Origin of the sequence: Mycolicibacter minnesotensis (genome assembly GCF_010731755.1) — a bacterium.
GTDB lineage: Bacteria > Actinomycetota > Actinomycetes > Mycobacteriales > Mycobacteriaceae > Mycobacterium > Mycobacterium minnesotense.
The window spans coordinates 3,469,544-3,492,663 of the sequence record NZ_AP022589.1; the positions used below are offsets into that span (position 1 = coordinate 3,469,544).

General features: G+C 66.9%; 20 protein-coding genes. 9 read left to right on the plus strand and 11 right to left on the minus strand.

Annotated features, from left to right (window positions below):
* Positions 1–16: 16 nt before the first annotated feature.
* Both G6N09_RS16020 and G6N09_RS16025 read right to left on the minus strand, forming a co-directional pair.
* Positions 17–676, minus strand: coding sequence for a cutinase family protein (locus G6N09_RS16020; RefSeq protein ID WP_109558756.1), 660 nt, complete (start codon positions 674–676; stop codon positions 17–19).
* 92 nt (positions 677–768) lie between these two features.
* On the minus strand, positions 769–1,443 hold the full coding sequence (locus G6N09_RS16025) for a cutinase family protein (RefSeq protein WP_109558757.1): 675 nt from the start codon (positions 1,441–1,443) through the stop codon (positions 769–771).
* 442 nt (positions 1,444–1,885) lie between these two features.
* Between G6N09_RS16025 and G6N09_RS20365 the strand changes: the two genes are divergently transcribed.
* Entirely contained in the window at positions 1,886–3,418 is a 1,533-nt protein-coding gene (locus G6N09_RS20365; RefSeq protein ID WP_083022419.1) for an Hsp70 family protein, read from the plus strand.
* Here the strand turns inward: G6N09_RS20365 and G6N09_RS16035 are convergent.
* On the minus strand, positions 3,415–4,491 hold the full coding sequence (locus G6N09_RS16035; RefSeq protein WP_083022420.1) for a class I SAM-dependent methyltransferase: 1,077 nt from the start codon (positions 4,489–4,491) through the stop codon (positions 3,415–3,417). The two genes, G6N09_RS20365 and G6N09_RS16035, sit on opposite strands and share 4 nt — an antisense overlap.
* Positions 4,492–4,612: 121 nt before the next feature.
* Here G6N09_RS16035 and G6N09_RS16040 point away from each other — a divergent pair, with 121 nt between their 5' ends.
* Complete coding sequence (locus G6N09_RS16040) at positions 4,613–5,290, plus strand: SHOCT domain-containing protein (protein ID WP_083022421.1); 678 nt, start codon at positions 4,613–4,615, stop codon at positions 5,288–5,290.
* Positions 5,291–5,380: 90 nt separating this feature from the next.
* Here G6N09_RS16040 and G6N09_RS16045 read toward each other — a convergent pair whose 3' ends face one another.
* From G6N09_RS16045 to G6N09_RS16055, 3 genes are read right to left on the minus strand one after another with little or no spacing between them, the layout of a single operon-like run.
* Positions 5,381–6,010, minus strand: a complete 630-nt coding sequence (locus G6N09_RS16045) for an MBL fold metallo-hydrolase (RefSeq protein WP_083022422.1) — start codon at positions 6,008–6,010, stop codon at positions 5,381–5,383.
* Positions 6,007–7,092: an S-(hydroxymethyl)mycothiol dehydrogenase gene (locus G6N09_RS16050; protein WP_083022423.1), complete on the minus strand. Its 1,086-nt coding sequence runs from the start codon at positions 7,090–7,092 to the stop codon at positions 6,007–6,009. Before G6N09_RS16050 ends, G6N09_RS16045 begins: the two co-directional genes overlap by 4 nt.
* Before the next feature lie 10 nt (positions 7,093–7,102).
* Complete coding sequence (locus G6N09_RS16055) at positions 7,103–8,908, minus strand: N-acyl-D-amino-acid deacylase family protein (RefSeq protein ID WP_083022424.1); 1,806 nt, start codon at positions 8,906–8,908, stop codon at positions 7,103–7,105.
* A gap of 93 nt (positions 8,909–9,001) precedes the next feature.
* Between G6N09_RS16055 and G6N09_RS16060 the strand changes: the two genes are divergently transcribed.
* From G6N09_RS16060 to G6N09_RS16075, 4 genes are all read left to right on the plus strand, one after another.
* Positions 9,002–10,024 carry an AraC family transcriptional regulator gene (locus G6N09_RS16060; RefSeq protein WP_083022425.1) on the plus strand — a complete coding sequence of 341 codons (1,023 nt, stop codon included), beginning with the start codon at positions 9,002–9,004 and terminating at the stop codon, positions 10,022–10,024.
* Between the two features lie 66 nt (positions 10,025–10,090).
* Positions 10,091–10,915 (plus strand): serine hydrolase domain-containing protein, encoded by an 825-nt coding sequence (locus tag G6N09_RS16065; RefSeq protein ID WP_083022507.1) that lies wholly within the window; start codon positions 10,091–10,093, stop codon positions 10,913–10,915.
* 125 nt (positions 10,916–11,040) lie between these two features.
* Complete coding sequence (locus G6N09_RS16070; RefSeq protein ID WP_046188341.1) at positions 11,041–11,562, plus strand: DUF3145 domain-containing protein; 522 nt, start codon at positions 11,041–11,043, stop codon at positions 11,560–11,562.
* 114 nt (positions 11,563–11,676) lie between these two features.
* Positions 11,677–12,603: a hypothetical protein gene (locus G6N09_RS16075; protein ID WP_133053064.1), complete on the plus strand. Its 927-nt coding sequence runs from the start codon at positions 11,677–11,679 to the stop codon at positions 12,601–12,603.
* A 6-nt stretch (positions 12,604–12,609) separates the two neighbouring features.
* On the opposite strand, the gene G6N09_RS16080 is transcribed toward G6N09_RS16075, so the two are convergent.
* Together G6N09_RS16080 and G6N09_RS16085 are read right to left on the minus strand one after the other, a co-directional pair.
* Positions 12,610–13,518, minus strand: coding sequence for a diacylglycerol kinase (locus G6N09_RS16080; protein ID WP_083022427.1), 909 nt, complete (start codon positions 13,516–13,518; stop codon positions 12,610–12,612).
* A complete protein-coding gene (locus G6N09_RS16085) occupies positions 13,515–15,107 on the minus strand; it encodes an FAD-binding oxidoreductase (RefSeq protein ID WP_109558771.1) in 1,593 nt (530 codons plus the stop codon). Before G6N09_RS16085 ends, G6N09_RS16080 begins: the two co-directional genes overlap by 4 nt.
* Before the next feature lie 56 nt (positions 15,108–15,163).
* Here G6N09_RS16085 and G6N09_RS16090 point away from each other — a divergent pair, with 56 nt between their 5' ends.
* A complete protein-coding gene (locus G6N09_RS16090; RefSeq protein ID WP_083022429.1) occupies positions 15,164–15,742 on the plus strand; it encodes a TetR/AcrR family transcriptional regulator in 579 nt (192 codons plus the stop codon).
* Complete coding sequence (locus tag G6N09_RS16095; RefSeq protein WP_109558758.1) at positions 15,742–17,280, plus strand: glycerol-3-phosphate dehydrogenase/oxidase; 1,539 nt, start codon at positions 15,742–15,744, stop codon at positions 17,278–17,280. Before G6N09_RS16090 ends, G6N09_RS16095 begins: the two co-directional genes overlap by 1 nt.
* A 16-nt stretch (positions 17,281–17,296) precedes the next feature.
* Here G6N09_RS16095 and G6N09_RS16100 read toward each other — a convergent pair whose 3' ends face one another.
* Positions 17,297–18,175 carry a LysR family transcriptional regulator gene (locus G6N09_RS16100; protein WP_083022431.1) on the minus strand — a complete coding sequence of 293 codons (879 nt, stop codon included), beginning with the start codon at positions 18,173–18,175 and terminating at the stop codon, positions 17,297–17,299.
* A 107-nt stretch (positions 18,176–18,282) separates the two neighbouring features.
* Here G6N09_RS16100 and G6N09_RS16105 point away from each other — a divergent pair, with 107 nt between their 5' ends.
* Entirely contained in the window at positions 18,283–19,032 is a 750-nt protein-coding gene (locus G6N09_RS16105; protein ID WP_083022432.1) for an SDR family oxidoreductase, read from the plus strand.
* A gap of 6 nt (positions 19,033–19,038) precedes the next feature.
* On the opposite strand, the gene G6N09_RS16110 is transcribed toward G6N09_RS16105, so the two are convergent.
* Together G6N09_RS16110 and G6N09_RS16115 are read right to left on the minus strand one after the other, a co-directional pair.
* Positions 19,039–21,492 carry an arylsulfatase gene (locus G6N09_RS16110; protein ID WP_109558772.1) on the minus strand — a complete coding sequence of 818 codons (2,454 nt, stop codon included), beginning with the start codon at positions 21,490–21,492 and terminating at the stop codon, positions 19,039–19,041.
* 149 nt (positions 21,493–21,641) lie between these two features.
* Complete coding sequence (locus tag G6N09_RS16115; RefSeq protein WP_083022434.1) at positions 21,642–23,063, minus strand: acyl-CoA carboxylase subunit beta; 1,422 nt, start codon at positions 23,061–23,063, stop codon at positions 21,642–21,644.
* Positions 23,064–23,120 lie beyond the last annotated feature (57 nt).

Below are 23,120 nucleotides of genomic sequence, written 5' to 3' on the forward strand. Positions count from 1 at the left end.
TTCCCGACCGACAGCTCTAGCTGCCGGTCTGCGCCGCGGTGACGCGATTCGCCACGAAAGTCGCCGCCTCGATGGCCTTACCGTCCTGCACGTACATCAGGTGGGGGACGACACTGCCACTGTCTTCGCAGTAGATATCGCCTGCCAGGCAGAAGTCGATGCTCTTCGGTTGGTAGGACGAGGCCAGGACGGGCAGCGGGCCGCCCCACAGTGAGGTGGAGTACGGGCTGGACGGCGGGCCGAAAAGTGCCACCGCGACCACGTGGTTGGCCACCGGAGTCGGAAGCGCATTGCTCGACATCGCGATGACACTTGCGCCCTGCGAGTAACCGCCGAGCACCAGTTTGGTGTTGGGGCAGTTGGCGACGGTGCCCTGGATGTGGGCAGTGGCGTCGCTCTCGCCGAGCACGGCGCTGTTGTGATAGTCGGTGCTCGCCGGGTATTCGACTGCGTAAACGCTGACGTTGCGTTCCGGCAGCTGCTCCTTGAGGGAGGTGACGAACGCGTCGCCGACGTCCCCGAGGCCGACCGGCTGCCCGGAGCCTCGGGCGAAAACCACCTCGGCGTCCGGGCAGGGCTCTGCGGCAGCTGACGGGACGCCCAGCGGTGCTGCCACCAGGGTTCCCGTCAGCATCACCGAAGCAGCGAAGATGCGAACCGAGTTAGGCAGATTCATCCTTGAATGCTGACATGTCCGGGTCGCTGTGGTGGCCCGCGGGTGGGGGATGAGCAAATCGCGATGACGGTCGAGTGGGTCGAACACCGTGGTTAGAGCCTGTTTGCTGCATAGGACGCGCCTTCGTCGGCGATCCCGTTGTAGGCACCGGGTGCGTGCGCGGAAAAATTCAGCCCCTCGGAGCAGACCGGGTCTTCAGGCATGCACAGCTGGATGGTCTTGGGGGCGTAGGCCGGGCCGATCACCAGCGGCGGCTGACCGAGGAAGTTCATCGCCCGCTCATTCGGAGTTCCGAAGAGCACGACGGCGGCGACGTGGTCTGCCACCTCTGGGGGCATTGGCCGCGGTATATCGACGCCTTCCACCCCGTCCGGTATGGCGTTGGCGGTGGAGAAGCCCATGACCGCCGCACCCTGCGAGAAACCACTCAGCACCATCTTGGTTTCCGGGCAGTTCGCCGCGGTGGCCTCGATGTGGCTGGTGGCGTCGCGGATGCCCTGAATGCCTGTCGGCCAGTCGTTGGTGGCGGGGTAATCGATCGCGTAGACGTCCAACGGCCGCTCGGGCAAGCGGGTCCGTAGCGAGTCGACGAATGCTTGCCCGGTCGCACCGAGGCCGGGTTCCTCGGTGGTACCTCTAGCAAACAAAACCTGGACATCAGGACACGGGTCCGCATAGGCGGCGGGAGGGGTGACGGCGGTGCTGTGCAGCAGCCAGGTCAGGGCCAGAACAACACCGAGGGAACGAAGTATCCGACGTGGGTTCACCGCTCTATGGTGGCATATGCAGCGCCTCGTACGCAGCAGACACCCCTGGCAGTGAACATATTCGGCGATTTCTGACCACTCCCGGACACGACACTGAGTAGCCCCTGGCGAAGATCTGAGGCGCAACTGAGCCTAGCGTCGAATCAGCTTCCGGTTACCGGGGGGTGTCTGCGGTGTATCGGTCAGATGACCGCCGCCGAGAGGCTTCCCGAGCAAACTTCCCGCGGGTCCGTGGACGCTGTCGTGACACCCGGTTCGGTCGGGTTTTCCAGGGGGATGACGTGGGCCGCTGTCGGCGGCGGCGCCCACCCCGCAATGGCGTCCGGCGCGAGTTCTCCGGCGCACCAACGGTGCTGCAATGCGGGGTTTATCGGAGATTCACCGATAAAATTGCGCCGATCGGCGCTCTTTGACCGCCGGAGGACACCGTGGATGGGACGGCATGGCGCAAGAGACTGGCCCCGCGTTGGGTATGTCCGTCGGGGCGACCACACTGGCGGCCGTCACCGCCGATCGTGCGATCACCCGTCGGCCAGTACTGACGCTGTTTCGGGATCGGCCGTCGCAGATCGGCATGCCCTCGGAGAACTCCGCGGTCAATTCCGACCTGCATGACCGGGGACTCGCGGTGAGCGACTTCGTGGACCGCGTTGGTGGCGGTGGTCCGGTGGTGGCGAGCGACGGGTCCACTCACCGCGCCGAGCAGCTGCTTGCTGATGGGTTGCATGCGCTGGCTTATGCGGTCACCGAGGGCCGTCCGATACCGCCGGCGGTGGCGGTCAGCTATCCCGCGCACTGGTCGCGCGAGGCCGTCGGCGCGCTTCGCACCGCGCTGGGCCGCGTGTCGGAGTGGGCGCAACACCCGGTGTCGCTGATCTCCGATACCCAGGCGGTGCTGACCGCATTGCAGGCCAATCCTGGTCTGCCGGGTGACGGGGTCATCGCGGTGTGCGACTTCGGGGGCAGCGGAACCAACGTCACCTTCGTCGATGCCGGCCGTGGTTTCGAACCGCTCGGTGCCACCCGACGCAGCACCGTCTTTTCCGGGGACGTGATCGATCAGGCATTGCTCGATCACGTGGTGGCCGATCTGGGTGGAAACACCGACGGGCCTGCCACGGTGGGTTCGCTGACCAGACTGCGCAGTCAGTGCCGCGACGCCAAGGAACAGCTTTCCTCGGAGACGGTGGCCGAACTCGCCGGCTTCCACGGTGGGGCATGGCTCACCCGGGTCGAACTCGACGAGGCCCTGCGGCAGCCTCTCGAAGGTTTTTTCGCGGTCCTGCACCAAGACTTGGAGCAGAGCCGCCTCCTTCCCAACGGACTGTCGGCGATCGTCTCGGTAGGCGGTGGGGCGAACATGCCCACGGTTACGACGGGCCTGTCGCAGCGTTTTGGAGTCCCTGTCATCAGCTCGCCGCGGCCCCAGTTGACCGCGGCGATCGGTGCGGCGCTGAGCGTGGCAGGCAACGTGGCAGCCGTCCCGAAGAAAGCACCACCGCCCGAGGAGCCCACACCGTTCCCCGAGCCGGTGGCGCCGCCGGAGCAGGCGTCGCCCGATGCAGCCGAGTTCGGTCCGGACGCGGGGTTGCAGCCCTTGGTGACACCACCACCGTGGCCGGCGCCCGTCCCGCTGACTCAGCCGGCGCCGCCGGACCCGGAGATGCTCGGCGAGCGGGGCGGCGCGGCATGGTATCGACGACCGGTGCCCGTGGTGCTGTTGGCCGCGCTGCTTGCGCTGTTGCTGGGCACGGTTGCAGTGCTGGTGTTGCGTCGCGCCGCAGACACCGGAACGGACTCCAGCGTTCGTACCACGGTGTCGATCACCACCACGTTCTCCCCGTCGCCGACCTTCGAACCGCCGCCCGCGTTCACGCCCAGCCCCGAGCCTGTGGTGCCGCCCCCCGCAGAGTTCCCGGAGAATCCGGCCCCAGAGTCCACCGAAGCCCCGGCAGGCGAGATCCCGGTCGGCTAGCGCTGCTTGGTCAAGACGACCAGCGCCAGTGGAATCTGTACCTGACGCGGATTACTTGTTAGCCGGGCGGCTACGCCGGCCTCCAGGTGACGTTGGAAATCGGTCGCGCGCGGGTCATCTGCCCCGCCCGCCAGGGCGCCCGCCAGCGTCGGAAGCACGGCGGTGCTGATGAAGGATGCCCAGTGCGCACCCAGCGCGCCCGCATTGCCGTCGAGCAGGTAGCGATCCCAGAACCGATCTTCGGCATCGAATACCTCGAGGCGCTCGATCGTCAGAGACTCGAACCGTCCTGCCGGGGCGAACGGAGCACGAAGCTCCTTCTCGGTGCGGCCCAGTGCCGGAATGGTCATGCGCGCAACTTCATCGCGGGTGAGCCGACCCTCGCGCACCTGCTCGTCGAGCACCGAGACGATGGCGTCGAGCAACGGCTGGTAGCCCGATCGGCCGGCGGCGTCGACGGCCGCGGTCAACACCAGAAGTTTCCCGCCGGGGCTCAGTTCCCGACCGCGGAACGCCACGAAGTCATGCCAGTCCTGGGCGGCTCGACGGGCGTAGGCGCGCCGCGCGGCGTCATCGCCACTGTGGTCGACATGGACGTGCCCGGAGAAGTCCGGCAGCCCGTCAGCGGGCCTGCGCAGCCACATCGTCGCCCAGGAGGTCCAGCCGAGGGTGACGCTCTGCGACGGCAGAATCTGCTGGTAGAAGGAGCGGCCTATCGCCGACGGGAAGGCGGCCGGGTCCTTGCGGGTATAGCTGTCGGGATCCTCAGCCAGCGTGGTGAACAGCGCGGTGAAGTCGTTGTCCGGCAGGTCGGTGTGGGCGACCAACACCGGATGGTCGGCCCGGGTCCGACGACGAAACGCCGCTATGGCGGCGCCGATCGGAAGCATGGAGTTGTAGCCGGTGGCGGCGCCGTAGTCGGCGACGACGATCGGCTGCGGCGCGGCGGGCAGCGGAACGGTTGCCGCGAGCTGCTCGAAGACTCCGGTGGCGTGGGCCAGCCCGGCCGCCTGCAATCTCTTCGAGGGAGTGCCGCCGGGCTCGGGGCGGACGACGATGCTCGACTCGGGCATGGGCACCTCCGACCGTGACGAACCTTCATCGATATCACCACAGACGTTAGCGCCACGGGCAATCCATGGCACACTTCCGTAAGTGAGCGCGCGGCAGGCGATCCGACGCATTCCGGTTGCCATGGCGGCCGTCTTGATGGCCATCGGGGTGATCGGCTTCGTGGTTGCCCTGATACTCAACGTCTTTGTGCTTGACCGGTACGACGCCTATGGCGAGGTGCCGATTCCGGGAGTGGGCACCGTGCACCTGCCGGCGGGTGAGGTCACGGTCAATTTGCACACCAGGGTCATTTCAAGTCCCTCCGGGGGCGGGCTGCCGGTGCCACCGATCAGCGTGGCAGTGACGCCACCGACCGGGGTGCCCGAACCGGAGTTCCAGGAGAGCATCGGGATGACCACCACCGTCAACAACGACTCTCGGCGGCGGTTGTGGCGGGTGCGGGTGGCCGAAGCCGGTGACTACCAGATCACCACCGACGGGGAAGTGGGCGCCTACATCGCTCCCCGACTGGCGTTCGGAAAGCCCTCCGGTCACTGGGCTTTCGTCTGGGTGTTTCCGGCGGTCTTCGTCCTCGGCCTGCTGGATCTGTTTGCAGCGAGGTTGTTTCGCGCGCGCCGAGGCAGCCCGATGGGCGCGGCGATCGGCCCGGAGACGGATCTCAACGAGGACCGATTCATTCCCCAGGGGGAAGGAATCCGCATTGAGCAGCTCAAGACGATTACGGCCCTGCGTGATTCCGGGGCATTGACCGAGAAGGAGTTCGCGGAGGAGAAACGGCGAATCCTGCGCGGGCACTGAGGTTCAGGGGCCGGGCCCCTCGCGCCGCGTCGTCAGTGGCCGGCCTGGAGGGCCGCTTCCTTCACGTCGCTCGTTCCTCGCGCCGTGTCGTCAGTGGCCGCGGGCCACCCACTCGTCGTAATGAACCAGCTCGTCGCCGATACGGGTGCTGTCGCCGTGCCCGGTGTACACCACGGTGTCGGCCGGCAGTTGGCCGAGTCGCTCCGATATCGACGCCAAAATGGTCGGGAAGTCCGAGAACGACCGGCCTGTCGCACCTGGACCGCCGCAGAACAGCGTGTCGCCGCTGAACACCGCCCCCAGATCGGGCGCATGCCAGCAGACCGACCCCGGTGAGTGTCCGGGGGTGTGCAGCGCCCGCAGTTCCAGGCCGCCGACGGTGAGGGTGTCCCCGTCGGCGATCGCACGAAAGTCACTGTCCGGGTGCGTCATCTGCCACAGCATGTCGTCGCCAGGGTGCAGCAGTACCGGTGCGTCGAGCCGGCGACCCAGCTCCGGCGCCACGGTGATGTGGTCATTGTGGCCGTGGGTACACACCACCGCCACCACATTGCGTCCGCCGACGGCTTCCACGATCGCCTCCGCATCGTGTGCGGCATCGAAGACCACTACGTCAGATTCGTCACCGACGACCCAGATGTTGTTGTCGACTTCCCAACTGCCGCCATCGAGTTCGAAGGCGCCGTGGGTGACGACGCGCTGGATCGGTTGGGCGGTCACAGCACCACGACCGACCGCAGCACTTCGCCGTCGTGCATCCGGCCGAACGCCTTCTCGACGTCGTTCAGTCCGATGCGCTCGGAGACGAAACGCTCCAGCGGTAGCCGGCCCTGAAGGTAGAGGCTGATCAGGGTGGGGAAGTCGCGCTCGGGAAGGCAGTCGCCGTACCACGACGACTTCAATGACCCACCGCGGGAGAAGAAGTCGATCAGCGGCATCTCCAGACGCATATCGGGAGTCGGAACACCCACCAGCACAACGGTTCCAGCCAGATCGCGGGCGTAGAACGCCTGCTTCCAGGTCTCCGGACGGCCGACCGCGTCGATCACCACATCCGCACCGAAGCCGTCGGTGAGCTCCTGGATGGTCTCGACCGGGTCCTGGTTGCGGGCGTTGATCGTGTCGGTCGCACCGAAGTCGCGGGCCCAGCTCAGCTTGGTGTCATCGGTGTCGACGGCGATGATCCGCCGGGCGCCCACCAGGGCAGCGCCGGCGATCGCCGCGTCGCCCACGCCACCGCAGCCGATCACCGCGACGGTGTCGTCGCGGGTGACGCCGCCGGTGTTGATCGCGGCACCCAGGCCGGCCATCACACCGCATCCCAGCAGGCCCGCCACCGCGGGGTCGGCGCTGGGATCGACCTTGGTGCACTGGCCTTCGTGGACCAGTGTCTTGTCGGCGAACGCTCCGATGCCCAGTGCGGGGGTGAGCTCGGTCCCGTCGGTCAGCGTCATTGGAACCGAGGCGTTAAACGTGTCGAAGCACAGGTGCGGACGGCCACGCTTGCACGCTCGGCATTGCCCGCACACCGCCCGCCAGTTCAGGATCACGAAGTCACCGGGCGCAACCGCGGTGACCGCCGATCCCACCGACTCGACGGTGCCGGAGGCCTCGTGTCCCAACAGGAACGGGTAGCTGTCGTTGATTCCACCGTCGCGGTAGGTCAGGTCGGTGTGGCACACCCCGCAGGCGGTGATGGCGACGACGACGTCGTTGGCACCGGGGTCGGGAATCACGATGTCGGTCACCTCGACCGGCTTGCCCTTCTCACGGGAGATCACTCCGCGCACTGTCTGACTCATGGGGTCAACCTTATGTTGCCGCTGTGGCGCCAGGTGCCGTGGCTTGTGCTGCTTGCGCCGCGACCGCCGACGTGCGGGTGTCGGCGCGCAGAAAACTTCCGGTGCGCTGCGAACCGAGCAGACCGGTCGGTTGACCGTCGAGGACCACCGCCCGCCCGGATATGAACACCGCGGGCACCGCTTGGTCATTGCGGTTGACCATGCGCGACAGTCCGCCATACGCGGCGAAGGCCTCTTCGGCGTAGCTGTCCAAGGTGTCGTCGAGGTGGGCGGGGTCGACCACCACGATGTCGGCGCGGTCGCCGACGCGAAGGTGGCCGGCATCGACTCGGTACCAGTCCGCCAGCTCACCGGTCAGCCGGTGTACCGCCTGCTCGACCGACATGAAGCCCCGGCCGGCCTGCTCGGCATCCATCACGTGGCGTAGCAATCGCAGGCCCATGTTGTAGAACGCCATGTTGCGGAGATGCGCGCCCGCGTCCGAGAAGCCCATCTGGATGCCGGGTTCGGCGGCAAGCTTCTTCAGCACCTCGGGGCGGTGATTGGAGATCGTGGTGTGCCAGCGCAGCGCTGTTCCGTGCTCGACCACGAGATCGAGAAAGGCGTCCACGGGGTGAACCCCGCCTCGGTCAATCCCTACCTGCCCGAAGGACTTTCCGATGACTGAGGCGTCGGGGCAGTCGACAATCTCGGCGTCGAAGAAGTCGCGATGCCATACCCGCGGGCCGTACTTGTTCTCGTAGTCCTTGCGGAAGCGGCGCCGGTAGCCCTGGTCGCGCATCAATTCGTTGCGTTCGACGGACTCCCGCAGGTGCAGTGCCTCGGCGCCCGAGCCGAATTCCTCGAAGATCACCAGGTCGATTCCGTCGGCGTACACCTCGAACGGCACCGGGAGATGCTGCCAGCGGAAATTAGCGCCGAGCCGGCTCAGCATGCGCGACGACTTGATGATGGTCGGAATCGCCAGTCGGTTGCTCTTGACGTCGGCGGCGGCCAGCAGCGTGGACTTGAGCGGTCGCCGGATGATGCCCAGGGCCTGCGCCAGTTGCGAAACCACGTCAAGCGGATTCTTGATATCCGGACCGGCCTGCAGAATCCGTCCGCTGCGGCGCAGCTTCGACTTGAGCCGGCGCAGTTCCTTGGGCTTGGCGTACGTTGAGGGCAGCGTGCGGGAGCGGCAGACTTCACCGTCCATCTTGTCGAAAAGTAGCTGCTGGGAAGACATTCCGACGAAGCCGGCCGCCAATGCCTCGTCGAGCATCTGCTCCATCCGGGCCTGCTCGGCTGCGGTGGGTCGATCATCGGAGCGAGTCGCCCGGTCCAGGCCCATGATCGCGGCCCGCATATCGGAGTGTCCGATGAACGCCGTCACATTGGGGCCCAGCGGCAGCTTTTCCAGGCTCGCTATGTATTCCTCGCACGTTGACCAGGTCTTCTTCGCGTCGATCGTGTCGACCACGTACTGGCGTGGGATGGCTTCCACCCGACCGAACAGGTCGCCGGCATCCTGGCCGTCGACATGGATGGTGGACAGCGAGCATGAGCCCACCAACACCGTGGTGACGCCGTGGCGCACCGACTCCGAGAGTCCGGGGGCGACAAGGATCTCGACGTCGTAGTGGGTGTGGATGTCGAGCAGGCCGGGCATCACCCATTTGCCGGCGGCCTCGATCACCTGGTCGCAGCCCGTCACGTCGAGCGGTTCGGCGGAGATCGCGGCGACGTGACCGTCGCGGATACCGATGTCGCGGATCAGGGACGGTGCGCCGGTGCCGTCGAACCACCGGCCACCACGAATCACGGTGTCAAAACTCACGGATGTTCCTTTCCGCCGGATGCCGTTCCCAGCATGTCCCGCAATGCCGATGAAGTCTTGACATCTGCGGACATTTCTTTGATATTTGCGGACATGTCGGTCGTGCGTGGGACTGCACTGTCCGGTTACCCCGACCTGGTCACCGAGCTCGGCGGAGACCCGGCGGCCCTACTGCGCGCAGCGGGCGTGCCCGAGCGGGCCGTGGGCACCCACGACGTGTTCGTGCCGTACCTCGCCGTCATCCTGGCCGTCGAGAGTGCGGCCGCGGCAACTGCCTGCTCGGATTTCGGGCGCCGACTGGCGTTGCGTCAAGACATCGGGAACTTTGGGCCGCTAGGGGTGGCGGCACGGACCGCGGCCACTGTCGGTGGCGGGTTTTCGATCGTGGAGCGATTCCTGTCCGCCTACAGCCCAGCGATCTCGGCGCGGATCATCCCCGGGGCCGAGGCGGGCGAATCGTTCTATGCCTTCGAGGTGCTCATTGAGCGATCGCCGCCGCACCCGCAGACCACCGAACTGTCCCTCGGGGTCTCGCTCGGCATCATGCGCATGATGTTCGACGCTCCCTATGCGCCGCTGTCGGTGCATCTTCCGCACGAAGCGCTGACCCCGGTGCGCGACTACGTTGCCTACTTCGGCTGTCGCCCATACTTCGCGCAACCCATCGCCGGCTTTACCTTCCGCAGCGTCGACCTGGACCGGCCGCTGCACCGCGACGACCAAGCGCACCAGGCCATGGTGCGCTACCTGCAGGGCGTCACCGCTGAGACGCCGGGCATCTCTGGCTCGGTGCGCGCGATCGCCCGCCAGCTTCTTCCTACCGGCACCGTCAGTCTGGAGCTGGTGGCCGGCCAGTTGGGTCTACATCCCAAGGCGCTGCATCGGCGGCTGGCTGTCGAGGAGACCACCTTCGCCGCTCTGGTCGACGGGGTTCGCCGCGACGCCGCGCACCGCTACCTCCGCGACACCGACATCAGCCTGGCGCACCTGACCCGTGAATTGGGCTACGCAGAGCAGAGTGTGCTCAGCCGGTCCTGCCAGCGCTGGTTTGGTTGCAGCGCGAGCAGTCACCGCAAGGCGATCCGTGATGCGCTGCGCGCGCAGCCGCCGGCCTGAGGGCAGTCTCGCCGCCGGTGAGCCGCCTCGCCGTTAGGCTGGCTGCCGATGTGCGCCGCTGAAGCCCTGGCCCCCCTTGCCGTCCTCGACGATTGGCCGGTCGATCATGCGGCCGCCGCCGTCATAGGCCCGCGGGGAGCGCTGGCCACCCACGGTGACGTCGCGCGGCCGTACTACCTGGCGTCGGTGACCAAACCCTTGGTGGCGCGGGCCGTGCAGGTAGCGGTGGAGGAGGGGGCCATCGAATTGGACACCCCAGCCGGGCCGCCGGGCGCCACGGTGCGCCATCTGCTCGCCCACGCCTCCGGGCTCTCGCCCGACTCCGACCGCATCCTGGCCAAGCCGGGTACCCGCCGGGTGTACTCCAACCACGGTTTCGCAGTGCTCGCCGAGGCAGTGCAACGGGCAGCCGAAATCGAGTTCGGGCGCTATCTGACCGAGGCGGTGTTCGAGCCGCTGGGCATGACAGCGAGCCGGCTCGACGGGGGAGCCGCCGCGGCCGGTTTCGGGGGCATCTCGACCCTCGCCGACCTGGTCGCCTTCGCCGGCGACCTGCTCGCACCCGCCACCGTGTCTGCGCAGCTGCATGCCGAGGCGACCAGTGTGCAGTTCCCAGGTCTGGACGGCGTGCTGCCCGGGTATGGGCCGCAGCGCCCGAATGACTGGGGCCTGGGGTTTGAGATACGGGATGGCAAATCGCCGCATTGGACAGGTGCGACGAACTCGGTGCGCACCTTCGGTCATTTTGGCCAGTCAGGCACTCTGATCTGGGCTGATCCGGCTATTGGGCGGGCGTTGGTGGTGCTCACCGACCGCGACTTCGGGGACTGGGCCCTCGACCTGTGGCCGGCCCTGTCGGACGCCGTGGTGGCAGCCTACGGCCGGGACTAGCCAACAGGCGTCACACAAGGCACAATAAACACATACAACACTAAATACTCAGCTGCATCACCGTTCAGTTCGGTACCGCCAGGTCGTTGGGGAAGACGTCCCTCGTGGAGCCGAAGGAGCAACTGATGCGCGCGACGAATCAATTCGCCGACGTGACCAGCGGCGTGGTGTACATCCACGCTTCGCCGGCGGCGGTGTGCCCGCATGTCGAGTGGGCTCTGACCTCGGCTCTGGGTGCCCGCAACGGCCAGGCGAAGCTCAACTGGACCCCGCAACCGGCCATGCCGGGGCAGCTGCGGGCCGTGGTCAATTGGGTCGGTCCAGTGGGCACCGGCGCCCAATTGGCCAGTGCGCTGCGCTCGTGGTCGGTGCTGCGGTTCGAGGTCACCGAAGACCCCAGCGCCGGGGTGGACGGCCAGCGATTCAGTCACACACCGCAGTTGGGCCTGTGGAGCGGGACGATGAGTGCCAACGGTGACGTGATGGTCGGCGAGAACCGCCTGCGTACTTTGATGGCGGCCGGCGCCGATGCGTTGGCGGCCGAGCTGGAGACCGTGCTGGGCACCGCGTGGGACGACGCGCTGGAGGCCTACCGCGACGGCGGTGAAGGCGCGGAAGTGTCCTGGCTCAGCCGGGGCGTGGGATAACTCACAGACGCGCAGAGCTGCTGGTACCTGATTCTTAGGGTAGGTTAACCCGAGCGCTTCCCCCGGCGTTCGTTCCGTTCGAATTGTCTTGCGCTGTAATCATTGTCGCGTGTCTTGACGCGCGCTGTCCTCAGCGTCAAGGAGTGGATCATGCATGCCCTGAGGTGGCCGGCTGCTGTCGTCGCTGTGATGTCGACGGCTGCTGGTCTGGCCGCCGTCAGTCCAGCCCTACCCGAGGTCGCCCCCGCCCGGGTCGCTGTTCAGCTGACTGCCGATGGTGACCTGGCCAATGTTCCGCTGAATCTGCTGTACACCCTGATCAACATCCCGGCCAACGCGCTGCGGGCCGTCGATGCGTTCTCCTACTCGCAGTTCTTCAGCGGGCCATGGTTCGTCCCGAGCGAGACGAACATCTGGGGTATCGATCTCGGGGACCCGCCGCGAATCCAGGCACTGGTCGACATGTTGATTCCGATTCCGGCGTTCTCGAAGCCGCTCGGTGAGCAAGTGATTGGTTTTCTGCAGGCGCAACTGCCCACCAACACCGCGTGTGACTCCATGTTCTGCAGTTTCGACGGCTGGGTTGCGCTGCTGCAGGGCTACGGTCAGGTACCGATCTCGGAGCTGCGCAGCGGCTACACCTTCCCGACGGAGGGCCCCACCATCACCGACCCGCACGGCGCGGTCGAGGGTGCGTTCGGGTTCCCCGGTACCAGCATCGGTTCGGACGGCTCAGACGTCTACCCCTGGGCCGGCACCACGTTCACCTTGGATTTCGGCAAGCCGTGGGCGGATTTGTGGGCCAGCTTGACGGCCGACCCCTCCGCGGACCCGCTGGTACCGCTGCCGCACGTCGTCCAGGTGCTGATCGACTTCGCGGCATCGTGGTACGTGATGCTGAATCCGTTTCTGCCCGGCGGTACCTACATCCCGATATTCCCCTGGCTGGACACGGAGGGACCGGCACCGGCCGACTTCAGCGGCGCGTTCGACGCGTTGGTCGATCAGCTCGGCGACTTGTGGACCTCGCTGATCTCGTAAGACCGATCAGGGTGTGCGCAGGATCTGCAATGCGCCCGGAACCGCCGACACCGTCACCGGCAGCGGACCCACGTAGTCGCCGTCGGCGTAGGCATTGATACCGGGACACTCGACCCGAATTGACCTGGCCCGACGGGTGGTCACCTCGTCCAGCAAGACGTGGGTGCCCTTGAACACGGTGGGGAACAACCGGATCAGCTTCGTCCGTGAGCCCGAGTGCACCATGGTGACATCCAACAGACCGTCAGCGTGGTCGGCGCCCGGGCAGATCAACATGCCACCGCCGTAACTGCGGGTGTTTCCGAACGCCGCCAGGGTCAGTTCGATGTCCACCGGCTCGTCGTCGTCGAAGGTCAGCCGGAAGGGAAGCAGGCGCAGCTTCGACATCTCTGCCACCATCGCCACGTTGTAGCGCATCCGGCCATGCGGCCACCGCATCCGGTTGACCCGGTCGCTCACCAGCGAGTCGAATCCTGCCGCCATCACGGTGCCGAACCAGGAGACGGTGCCGCCGTCCTCGGCGATGCGGCCCAGATCGATGGTCTCGGTCCAGCCCTCGGCGACCACGTCGGCGGCGGCCGCCGGATCACCGACGGGCAGCCGATATTCGCGAGCGTGGTCGTTGCCGGTGCCGGCCGGAATGATCCCGAGTGGAACGTCCCCGAGGGCCAGCGATTGCAGCGCCAGGGAGATGACGCCGTCGCCGCCGGCGATCACCACGGCATCGGTGCCGGCCCCGAGTGCTTCATCGAGCAATTGCCGCGCGTGGCGCGCGTCAGAGCCCACGATGTGGTTGACGTTGATGCCGCGTTGTTGGAAACGCGCCAGGGCGCGTTCGGCGGCATGCCGGGCGTTGCCATGGCCGGCCGCCGGATTGGTCAGCAGCGTGATCCTGCTGATCTCTCGCTTCGTCATGGAATCAGTTTGCCGGGGTTGAGGATTCCGGCGGGGTCCAGCGTGGCCTTGACCGCGCGCAGAACCTGCACCCCGAGGTCACCCACCTCGGTGGCCATCCAGGGCCGATGATCGGCGCCTACGGCGTGGTGATGGGTGATGGTGCCGCCGGCACGCATGATCGCTTCGCTGGCCGCTGCTTTCGCGGCGTGCCATTGTTCAACGGGATTGCCGCGCTGGCCGGCGACCACGGTGAAGTAGAGCGACGCGCCGGTCGGGTAGACGTGCGAGATGTGGCACAGCACCAGGGCAGGAGTGCCACTGTCGGCCAGCGCGGTGGTCAACGCATCGGTGACCGCCGCCTTGAGCGCCGGGACGCCCGCCCAGTCGGTGGCGGTCTCCAGGGTCTCGCACAGTGCCCCGGCCGCCAGCAGGGAATCACGCAGATAGGGCGCCGAGAATCGGCCGTGCTCCCAGGCGCGAGCCGGCTCCTCGCCCAGGGGGGTACCTCCGTTCGCGGCCATGACCGCACGGGTTTCGGCGTGTCGGCTCTCGGTGTGCTCCGCGGTGCCCTCGAACACGGTGATCGCCAGGCAGCCACCGGTGATCTGCTGCTCGCCGATCTGTTCGGTGGTGGCCAGGTTCACGCCCGTCTCGGCTTCGTCGGACAGTCGGATGACGGTCGGGCCGGCGCCGGTCTGGGTGACCGCGCGCAGCGCCGCGGCTCCGGTGGCGAAGTCGGGGAAGGACCACGCCTCATAGCGGGTGGTCGCCGGGACCGCATGGACTCGCACCCGGACCCGGGTGATGATTCCGAAGACGCCCTCGGAGCCCAGCACCAGTTGGCGCAGATCGGGGCCGGCTGCCGAGGCCGGAGCGCGGCCCAGATCCAGCACGCCGGCCGGGGTGATCATTCGCAGGCCGCGGACCATGTCGTCGAAACGGCCGTAGCCGGCCGAATCCTGACCCGATGACCGGGTGGCGGCGAATCCGCCCAAGGTGGCGAACTGAAAGCTCTGCGGGAAGTGGCCCAGCGAGAAGCCCCGTTCACCGAGCAGCCGTTCGGCCTCGGGGCCGGTGACCCCGGCGCCGAACTCGGCCTCGCCGGAGATCTCGTCGAGGTTCAGCAGTTGATCGAACCGGCGCAGGTCCAGTGACACGACGGCGTTCAAGGCTGCGCCGCGGATCGGGTCGAGCCCGCCCACAACGCTGGTTCCGCCGCCGAAGGGAACCACCGCGATCGCGTGCCGGCTGCAGTAGTCGAGGATGGCGGCGATCTCGTTCTCGCCATTGGGGCCGCCGGGAAGCAGCACCGCGTCGGGTGCATCCTGGGTTTCGGAACCATTGCGCCGCAGCAGATCCAGGGTCGACTTGCCGCCCGAGCGGAGCAGCCGCGCGGTGTGATCGGTTCGGCAGAAGCCTTCTCCGACGATTCCCGTCAAGGCGGAGAGGTCGGCGGCGGACAATGCCGACGTGGTCAGAGACACCTGGTCGGGATCGGGTTCCGGGCTGCTCAGGCCGTCCACGCCCAACGCTGCCTTGAGCAGTTGGCGGATGCCGTCGCTCAAGGGTTTGGCCGCTGAGGGATCGCCCCAGGCGTTCCACTTCATCGGAGGGTTCAGGGCGTCCTGTGCATCAGCCTGCGTCATGCGTTACAGTATTACATATGCTGTCAACTGGTAATGATGAGCAGGTCGAGGTGGGGGAGCGGATCCTCGATGCCGCCGCCAGCTGCCTAGTGGCCATGGGGATGGAGCGGGTGACCTTGGCGGCGATCGCGCGTCGCGCCGGGGTCAGTCGACCGACGGTGTATCGCCGCTGGCCGGACAGTCGCTCCGTGATCGCCGCGCTGCTGACCGAGCGGATCACCGCAGCCTGGATGGCGCTGTCCCAACCCGGAACCGGACGCGAAGCATTGGTCGAGCGGATCGTCGCGGTCGCCGCGCGGATACGCCACGACGAGGTGGTGATGCAGGTGCTGCACCATGCTCCCGACCTGGCGATGGTCTATATCTCCCAGCGGATGGGTGCCAGCCAACGACGGCTGGTGGACCTGGTGGCCGCTGAACTCGCCGGCGCCCAGGCCTCCGGGAGCGTGCGAGCGGGCGATCCTCGCCAACTCGCCGCGATGTGTCTGCTGATCACCCAGTCGGCGATCCAGTCTGCACAGGTCGTCGCACCGATCCTCGACGAAGACGACCTCTCCACTGAACTGGCCTACAACCTGAACAGGTACCTCTCGTGATGCCCCATACCGCTGCCCTCAACGCCGCCCGCCGTACCGCCGAACTGAGCGCCCTGGCCGAACACCCGAATGTTGATGTCGTCGTGATCGGCGGTGGCATCACCGGGGTCGGCATCGCGTTGGACGCAGCCAGCCGCGGACTGCGGGTGGTGTGTGTGGACAAGAACGATCTGGCCTTCGGGACCAGTCGCTGGAGCTCCAAACTGGTGCACGGTGGCCTTCGCTATCTGGCGACCGGCAACATCGGCATCGCCCGGCGCAGCGCCATTGAGCGGGGAATCCTGATGACCCGCACCGCGCCTCACCTGGTGCACGCGATGCCGCAGCTGGTGCCGTTGCTGGGTTCCATGCCCAGGCGGGACCGGGCGCTGGTGCGCACCGGATTCCTGGCCGGTGACGGACTGCGCCGACTGGCCGGCACGCCGGCCGCCGTGTTGCCGCGCTCGAAACGGGTCTCCCGGGACAGAGCGGTGGAGCTGGCGCCGACGGTGCGCCGAGACGGCCTCGACGGTGGGTTGCTGGCCTACGACGGGCAACTGATCGACGACGCCCGGCTGGTCACGGCCGTGGCCAGGACCGCGGCCCAGCACGGCGCGACGATCCTGACCTATGTGGCTGCGTCGCACGCCGCCGGCGACGCGGTGCGTCTGACCGACCAGTTCTCCGGGGAGTCCTTCGACGTCCGCGCGCGGGCAGTGATCAACGCGACCGGAGTGTGGGCCGCCGACCTCGACCCGGGACTGCGCCTGCGGCCCAGCCGGGGAACACACCTGGTGTTTGACGCGGCGGCCTTTGGCAATCCGACTGCCGCGCTGACCGTGCCGATCCCCGGCGAACTCAACCGGTTTGTATTCGCCATGCCCGAGCAGCTCGGCCGGGTGTATCTGGGCCTGACCGACGAGGAGGCGCCCGGACCGGTTCCCGATGTGCCGCAACCCACTTCCACCGAGACCTCATTCCTGTTGGACACCGTGAACACGGCGCTGGGCACCGCGTTGAGCACGGCGGACGTCCGCGGTGCCTATGCCGGGCTGCGGCCGCTGATCGACACCGGTCAGGGGCGCACCGCCGACGTGTCACGCAACCATGCGGTCGTCGAGTCGGAGTCCGGTGTGTTCAGTGTGATCGGGGGCAAGCTGACCGAATACCGGCACATGGCCCAAGACGTGCTGGACCGGGCTGTGCGTCTACGAGCACTGTCCGCTGCGGCCTGCCGCACCCGGGAGCTGCCGCTGATCGGCGCACCCACCAATCCCGGGCCGCACGCCGCGTCCACGGTCGCGCTGCCGGCGTCGCTGGTAGCGCGCTACGGAGCGGAATCGGCCCACGTGCTGGCCTCTGCCACCTGCGAGCGGCCCGGGGAGGCCGTGGCCGAGGGGATCGACGTCACGCGTGCCGAGTTCCAGTACGCGGTCAGCCACGAGGGCGCGCTGACCATTGAGGACATCGTGGATCGCCGGACCCGGATCGGACTGGTGGCCGCCGACCGGGAGCGGGTGTTGGCCACGGCTCGGGAGTTCGTCGACGCGGCCGACTGAGGCCAGTCCCAGCGGGTCACGTTCGGCGGCGCAGGATGAGATTCCTGACCGCCGAACTGGTATGGGGCTGCCACAGTGCCTGTATCGGTACCAGGAGTGGCTCATCGAGGTCGACAACGGCAACGGTGCCGTCGAGGGCCGGGCCGGCCGGTGCGGTGACGAACGCGACGGCGTTCTCGGTCAAGGCCGCTACCTCAGGCGGGCAGCCCTGTACCCGACTGACCCGGTACTGCGGCTCGAACCCGGCACGTCGGCAGGCGTTGACCAGGAAGTCGCTGTAGTAGGAAGCCCCCGGCGGCGCCCACAGCGCGATCAGTTCGTCGGCCAGATCGGCGATGCGAATACGCGAGCGCGCGGCCAGTGGGTGATCGGCCGGTACGGCAACCCGCAGTGGGTCGTAGCCGATCACCGCGCCGGCCAGGAGTTCCTGGGGCACAACGGCACGGCGCAGCCCCAACTGCACGGCGCCGTCGCGCACTCCGGCAGTCAGCCGGTCGGGAAACAGCTGCACGATCGTGAAGGACGTGTCCGGCGAGGCGGCGATCGCCGCCTCGATCAGGGCGTAGACGGCATGATTGCTGATCGCAGGCGAGTGGCCGATGACGAATTCATCCCGTTGGGCGCTGGCCGCGGCTCGCGTGTGCGCAGTCAGGGTTCGAGCGGCCGCCAGCACGGCGCGGCCCTCCTCCAGCAGTGTCGCACCGGCCGCGGTCAAGGTGACTCGGCGGCCGGAGCGCACTAGCAGCGTCACGCCGATCTCCTTCTCCAGCTGCTGAACCGAATGCGACAACGCCTGCTGCGACAGATGCAGTTGCGTGGCGGCACTGGTGAAGCCGGCGGACTCGGCGACGGCGATGAAGTGGGTCAGGCGACGCAGGTCCGGGACCGGAAGCATCGGCCCATGCTATCCACAAATAACTCTTGTCGATTACGCGTATAACTCTGTTTCCCATTTGTGTAGAACGCAGTTAGTTTCGTCTCCACAAACCGAAGGGGACTTTCATGAGCGATCTGGGCGGGAAATCGGCAGTGGTGGCCGCAGGGGCCAAGAACTTGGGCGGGCTGATCAGCACCACGCTGGCCTCGCACGGCGTCAACGTCGCGGTGCACTACAACAGCGACAGCTCCGAGCTCGACGCCGACAAAACCGTAGCCGCGGTACAGGACGCCGGCGCCAAGGCAATCAAGGTGCAGGGCGATCTGACCGTACCGGCCAACGTGACCGCCCTGTTCGACGCCGCGGTGGACGCATTCGGCGGCGTGGACTTCGCCGTCAACACTGTCGGAAAGGTGCTGCGGAAGCCGATGTTGGAGACCACCGAAGCCGAGTACGACTCGATGTTCGACATCAACGCCAAGTCCGCGTATTTCTTTCTGCAGGAAGCCGGCAAGCGCCTCAACGCCAACGGTTCGGTGGTGACGATTGTGACCGCGCTGCTGGGCGCGTTCACCGATGGCTACTCCACCTACGCGGGCTCCAAGAGTCCGGTGGAGCACTTCACCCGGGCCGCGGCCAAGGAGTTTGGGGCCCGGGGAATCAATGTCAACAGTGTTGCGCCCGGGCCGATGGACACCCCGTTCTTCTACCCGCAGGAGACCCCGGAGCGCGTCGAGTTCCACAAGTCGCAGGGGATGGGCAACCGGTTGACCCGGATCGAGGACATCGCGCCGCTGGTGGTGTTTCTGCTCGACGGTGGTCACTGGATCACCGGGCAGACCGTCTTCGCCAACGGCGGCTACACCACGCGGTGATCCCGATCAGTCGCGAGCGAAGGCCGCCGCGGCTTCTCGCTCCAGATCGATGAATGCCTCATTGCTGACGTCGATGACGACGGCCGCAATGCTGCCGCCGGTAAAGGTCCCCGGATTCTGGTATTGGCCGCAGACGTTGTCGCCGCTGTCGTATCCGATGCACAGACCGTCGCCGGCGAGGGTGAATTTGCCGATCTGGGCGCGCATGGGTCCCGTATCGACCGCCTTTCCATCGACATAAAGCGTTGTCGTGCCCAGTGATTCACCGTATTTACCGGCGCCTTTGCGGGCGAACTCCATACCGAGGGTGTGCTTGCCGGGCGTCAGCGGCCGCGAGACGAACTCCTGCTCGGGCTTGATGCCCAGGAAGTTGTACACGTAGTGCAGCTTGCCGTCCTTGATGAACAGCACATGCCCGCCGAACCGGGACCCGTGAGCGAAGAGCACACCTTGGGCGTCGCGGGCCAGATCGACGGTCGCGACGATCTTGTACGACCGCCCGCGGATGTTGGCTGCCACGCCTTCCGGGACGGGTGCCGTATCCGGGTAATAGGTGTAGCGATCCCGCGGTGGCTCGAACTGCGGGCGGCTGATGGCGATCATTTCGGTCGCGGTGCGGTCGTCCAGCGGCAGGACGTAGTTGTCCTTGGCTTCGACGAACCAGGCGTCGGTCAGCGCCCTGAGCTTGTCGGGATGCTTGTCGGCGAGGTTCGTGGATTCGGAGCGATCCTCATCGACGTGGTACAGCTCCCAGCGGTCCTGATCGAAGTGGCCTTTGCCGCTGATCGGTGCGTGCAGCGCTGACGCCTTCCAGCCGTCCTCCCAGATCCCGCGGGTGCCCAGCATGGCGTAGTACTGCCGCTTCTTGGTGGTATGCGCATCGGGGGAGTCGAAGCTGTAGCGCATCGACACCCCGTTGAGCGGGTACTGCTTCACGCCGCGGTACTCCTGCGGCATCGCGATACCAGCCGCGTCCAGGATGGTCGGCATGATGTCAGTAGCGTGGTGATACTGTTGGCGCACTTGACCTTTGGCTTTGATGCCTGCTGGCCAGTGGATCACCATGGGGTCGCAGGTGCCGCCGGAGAACTGAGAGTAGCGCTTGAACATCTGAAACGGCGTGGAGAACGCGGCCGCCCAGCCGGTCGGATAGTGGTTGTAGGTCTCGGGCGTCCCCAACACGTCGAGGTAGCGCATATTCTCGGACAGCTCGTCGGGGTAGCCGTTGAAGAATTTGTTCTCGTTGACCGAGCCGTTGGGGGAGCCTTCGCCGGAGGCCCCGTTGTCCGCACAGTAGAAGATCAGCGTGTTGTCCAACTGGCCTGTCTGCTCGAGGTAATCGACGATCCTGCCCACTTGTGCATCGGTGTATTCGGAGAAGCCGGCGAATACCTCGGCCATCCGGGCGAAAAGGCGCTTCTCGTCGGAGTTGAGCGAGTCCCATGGGCGCACCGCATCAGCGGGCAACGCGACGTCGTCGGGAAGGGGATTCAGCGGCGTCAGCTGGGTGCCCTTGGGCATGATGCCCTTATCGACCATCCGGGCCAGCACCCACTCCCGGTACGCCTCGTAGCCCTTGTCGAACTTGCCGCGGTATTTCTCGGCGTACTCGGTCGGGCTGTGGTGCGGGGCATGATTGGCTCCCGGGCAGAACCACATGTACCAGGGTTTGGACGGATTGCTGGACCTTTGGTTGCGCAGCATGCGAAGCGCGTTGTCGGCGAGGTCTTTCGACAGGTGGTAGCCATCTTCGGGGCTGTAGGGCTGCTCGATGAATCGGTTGTCCTCCAACAGATCCGGATACCACTGGTTGGTCTCACCGCCGAGAAAACCGTAGAAGCGATCAAAGCCCTTCTGCAGCGGCCACTCCGATTTGCTGCCCCCGCTGGACACGTCCTCCTCGGGCACATTGTGGTTCTTGCCCACCCAGAACGTGCTGTACCCGTTGTCCTGGAGCACTTGTCCGATCGTCGCGCATTGCGCGGGTAGCCGGGCCGCCGCGCCGGGAAATCCGTCGGAGCCCTCGGTGATCGAGGCGAAACGGTTCACGTGGTGGTTGCGGCCCGTCAAGACGCAGGACCGGGTCGGTGAGCACAACGCGGTGGTGTGCCACTGCGAGTAGGTCAGCCCATTGTCGGCAAGACGCTGCATGACGGGCATGTCGATCGCACCGCCATAGGGCGACCACGCCGCCATCCCCGTGTCGTCATAGAGCACCACCAACACATTGGGGGCGCCCTGGGGTGCATGCTTGAGCTCGAACGGACCCCAGTCCGGCTCCGAATCGCGCACGTCGAGTTCGATCTTTCCATCGAACCCGTCGTTGATCCCGGTCCCGTAACCCGGGGCGCCCGCAGTGTCAGCGTCGCTGCCTTTGGCTTCGCAACCGGCAGCCAGCGCCGAAACGCCGACGCCGCCCAACGCCGCCAGACCGCCTAATACCTGGCGCCGTCGCAGCATGGCGCGCGCCGGAGTGTTGTCGGTCTCGGATTCACCGGGCGCGCCCTGCGATGCCTCATCGAATGACTCCATGGGAATGGAGTATTCGCCAGACATCGGCCGATGGATGGTGATTCGGGCTCATCCGCCGGCCGAGCGGAACAGTGCCCCTACAGCGGGATGTTCTTGTGGCGGCCGCGCCGGGCTGGCGCCTCCGCGAGGGCCTGGGTGATCTTGCCGCGGGTGTGTGACGGGTCGATCTTCTCGTCGACGACGCCGATGTCGATGGCGCTGTCGACCCCGCCGGCGATCCGCTCATGCTCGGCGGCCAGCTCTTCGTGCAGGGCCTCCCGCTCGTGCTCGGGTGCCGCGGCCAGCTTCTTCTTGTGCAGGATGCCGACCGCGGCCTTGGCGCCCATCACGGCGACCTCGGCGTCGGGCCAGGCGAACACCTTGGTGGCGCCCAGGGAACGGGAGTTCATCGCGATGTAGGCCCCGCCGTAGGTCTTGCGGGTCACCAGCGTCACCCGGGGCACGGTGGCCTCGCCGAACGCGTGCAGCAACTTGGCGCCGCGGCGAACCACGCCGCCCCATTCCTGGCCGACGCCGGGCAGGTAGCCCGGAACGTCGACGATCACGATCAGGGGAATCCCGAACGCGTCGCACAGGCGCACAAAACGGGCCGCCTTCTCGGCGCTCTCGGAGTTCAGGCAGCCGCCGAGCCGCAGCGGATTGTTGGCCAGCACGCCGACGGTCCGACCCGACAACCGGCCCAACCCGACCACCATCGACGGCGCCCACTTGGCCTGGAACTCTTCAAAGGGCGCGTCCGCATCCAGCAGGGCATGCACCAGCGGGTGCACGTCGTAGGCCCGTCGGGCCGACTCCGGCAGCAGTGCGTGCAGGTCGATCTCGCCGGCCTCCGCCTTGTTGCGGTCGAAGTGCCCCTGCTGGCAGAACAACCCGACCAGGCGACGGCCTCGCGCGTAGGCGTCGAGCTCGTCGTCGGCGACGATGTGGCACACACCGGACTTCTTGTGGTGGGTGTCGGGCCCGCCGAGCGCCGCCATGTCGACGTCCTCACCGGTGACGCTGCGCACCACATCGGGCCCGGTGACGAACACTCGGCCCTCCGGTGCCATCACGATGACGTCGGTCAGCGCCGGGCCGTAGGCGGCGCCGCCGGCCGCGAAGCCGACCACCACCGAGATCTGCGGGACGAACCCAGAGGCTCGGATCATCGCTTCGAAGACCAGCCCGACCGCGTGCAGGGCCTTAACACCTTCGGCCAACCGGGCGCCGCCCGAATGCCACAGCCCCACGATCGGGCTCTGTTCGGCGATCGCGGTGTCGTAGGCGTTGACGATGTGATCGCAGCCCTCGATGCCCATGGCGCCGCCCATGACGGTGCCGTCGGTGCAGAACGCGATGGTGCGCACGCCGTTGACGGTTCCGCCTGCGGCCAGCACACCGGAGCGGTCACGCTCGTGCAGCAACTCGACGGTGCCGTCGTCGAAGAACGTCGACAGACGCAGCAGGGGATCGCGCGGGTCGAGAGATTCGCCCACCGTTTCGGGAGCCATAGTCGTCATCGCGCCTCTCCTTGGTCTGAATTCTTGATCGCGGGTCCCGCTTCTGGTCCGGCTAGG

Coding starts and splice junctions, on each gene's coding strand:
- G6N09_RS16100 (WP_083022431.1), bottom strand. CDS start 18,175: ATGCTTCCGGTCCCGGACCTGCGTCGCCTGACCCACTTCATCGCCGTC.
- G6N09_RS16115 (WP_083022434.1), bottom strand. CDS start 23,063: ATGACGACTATGGCTCCCGAAACGGTGGGCGAATCTCTCGACCCGCGC.
- G6N09_RS16105 (WP_083022432.1), top strand. CDS start 18,283: ATGAGCGATCTGGGCGGGAAATCGGCAGTGGTGGCCGCAGGGGCCAAG.
- G6N09_RS16020 (WP_109558756.1), bottom strand. CDS start 676: ATGAATCTGCCTAACTCGGTTCGCATCTTCGCTGCTTCGGTGATGCTG.
- G6N09_RS16095 (WP_109558758.1), top strand. CDS start 15,742: ATGCCCCATACCGCTGCCCTCAACGCCGCCCGCCGTACCGCCGAACTG.
- G6N09_RS16080 (WP_083022427.1), bottom strand. CDS start 13,518: ATGACGAAGCGAGAGATCAGCAGGATCACGCTGCTGACCAATCCGGCG.
- G6N09_RS20365 (WP_083022419.1), top strand. CDS start 1,886: ATGGCGCAAGAGACTGGCCCCGCGTTGGGTATGTCCGTCGGGGCGACC.
- G6N09_RS16040 (WP_083022421.1), top strand. CDS start 4,613: ATGGCGGCCGTCTTGATGGCCATCGGGGTGATCGGCTTCGTGGTTGCC.
- G6N09_RS16035 (WP_083022420.1), bottom strand. CDS start 4,491: ATGCCCGAGTCGAGCATCGTCGTCCGCCCCGAGCCCGGCGGCACTCCC.
- G6N09_RS16085 (WP_109558771.1), bottom strand. CDS start 15,107: ATGAAGTGGAACGCCTGGGGCGATCCCTCAGCGGCCAAACCCTTGAGC.
- G6N09_RS16090 (WP_083022429.1), top strand. CDS start 15,164: ATGCTGTCAACTGGTAATGATGAGCAGGTCGAGGTGGGGGAGCGGATC.
- G6N09_RS16060 (WP_083022425.1), top strand. CDS start 9,002: ATGTCGGTCGTGCGTGGGACTGCACTGTCCGGTTACCCCGACCTGGTC.
- G6N09_RS16110 (WP_109558772.1), bottom strand. CDS start 21,492: ATGCTGCGACGGCGCCAGGTATTAGGCGGTCTGGCGGCGTTGGGCGGC.
- G6N09_RS16050 (WP_083022423.1), bottom strand. CDS start 7,092: ATGAGTCAGACAGTGCGCGGAGTGATCTCCCGTGAGAAGGGCAAGCCG.
- G6N09_RS16070 (WP_046188341.1), top strand. CDS start 11,041: ATGCGCGCGACGAATCAATTCGCCGACGTGACCAGCGGCGTGGTGTAC.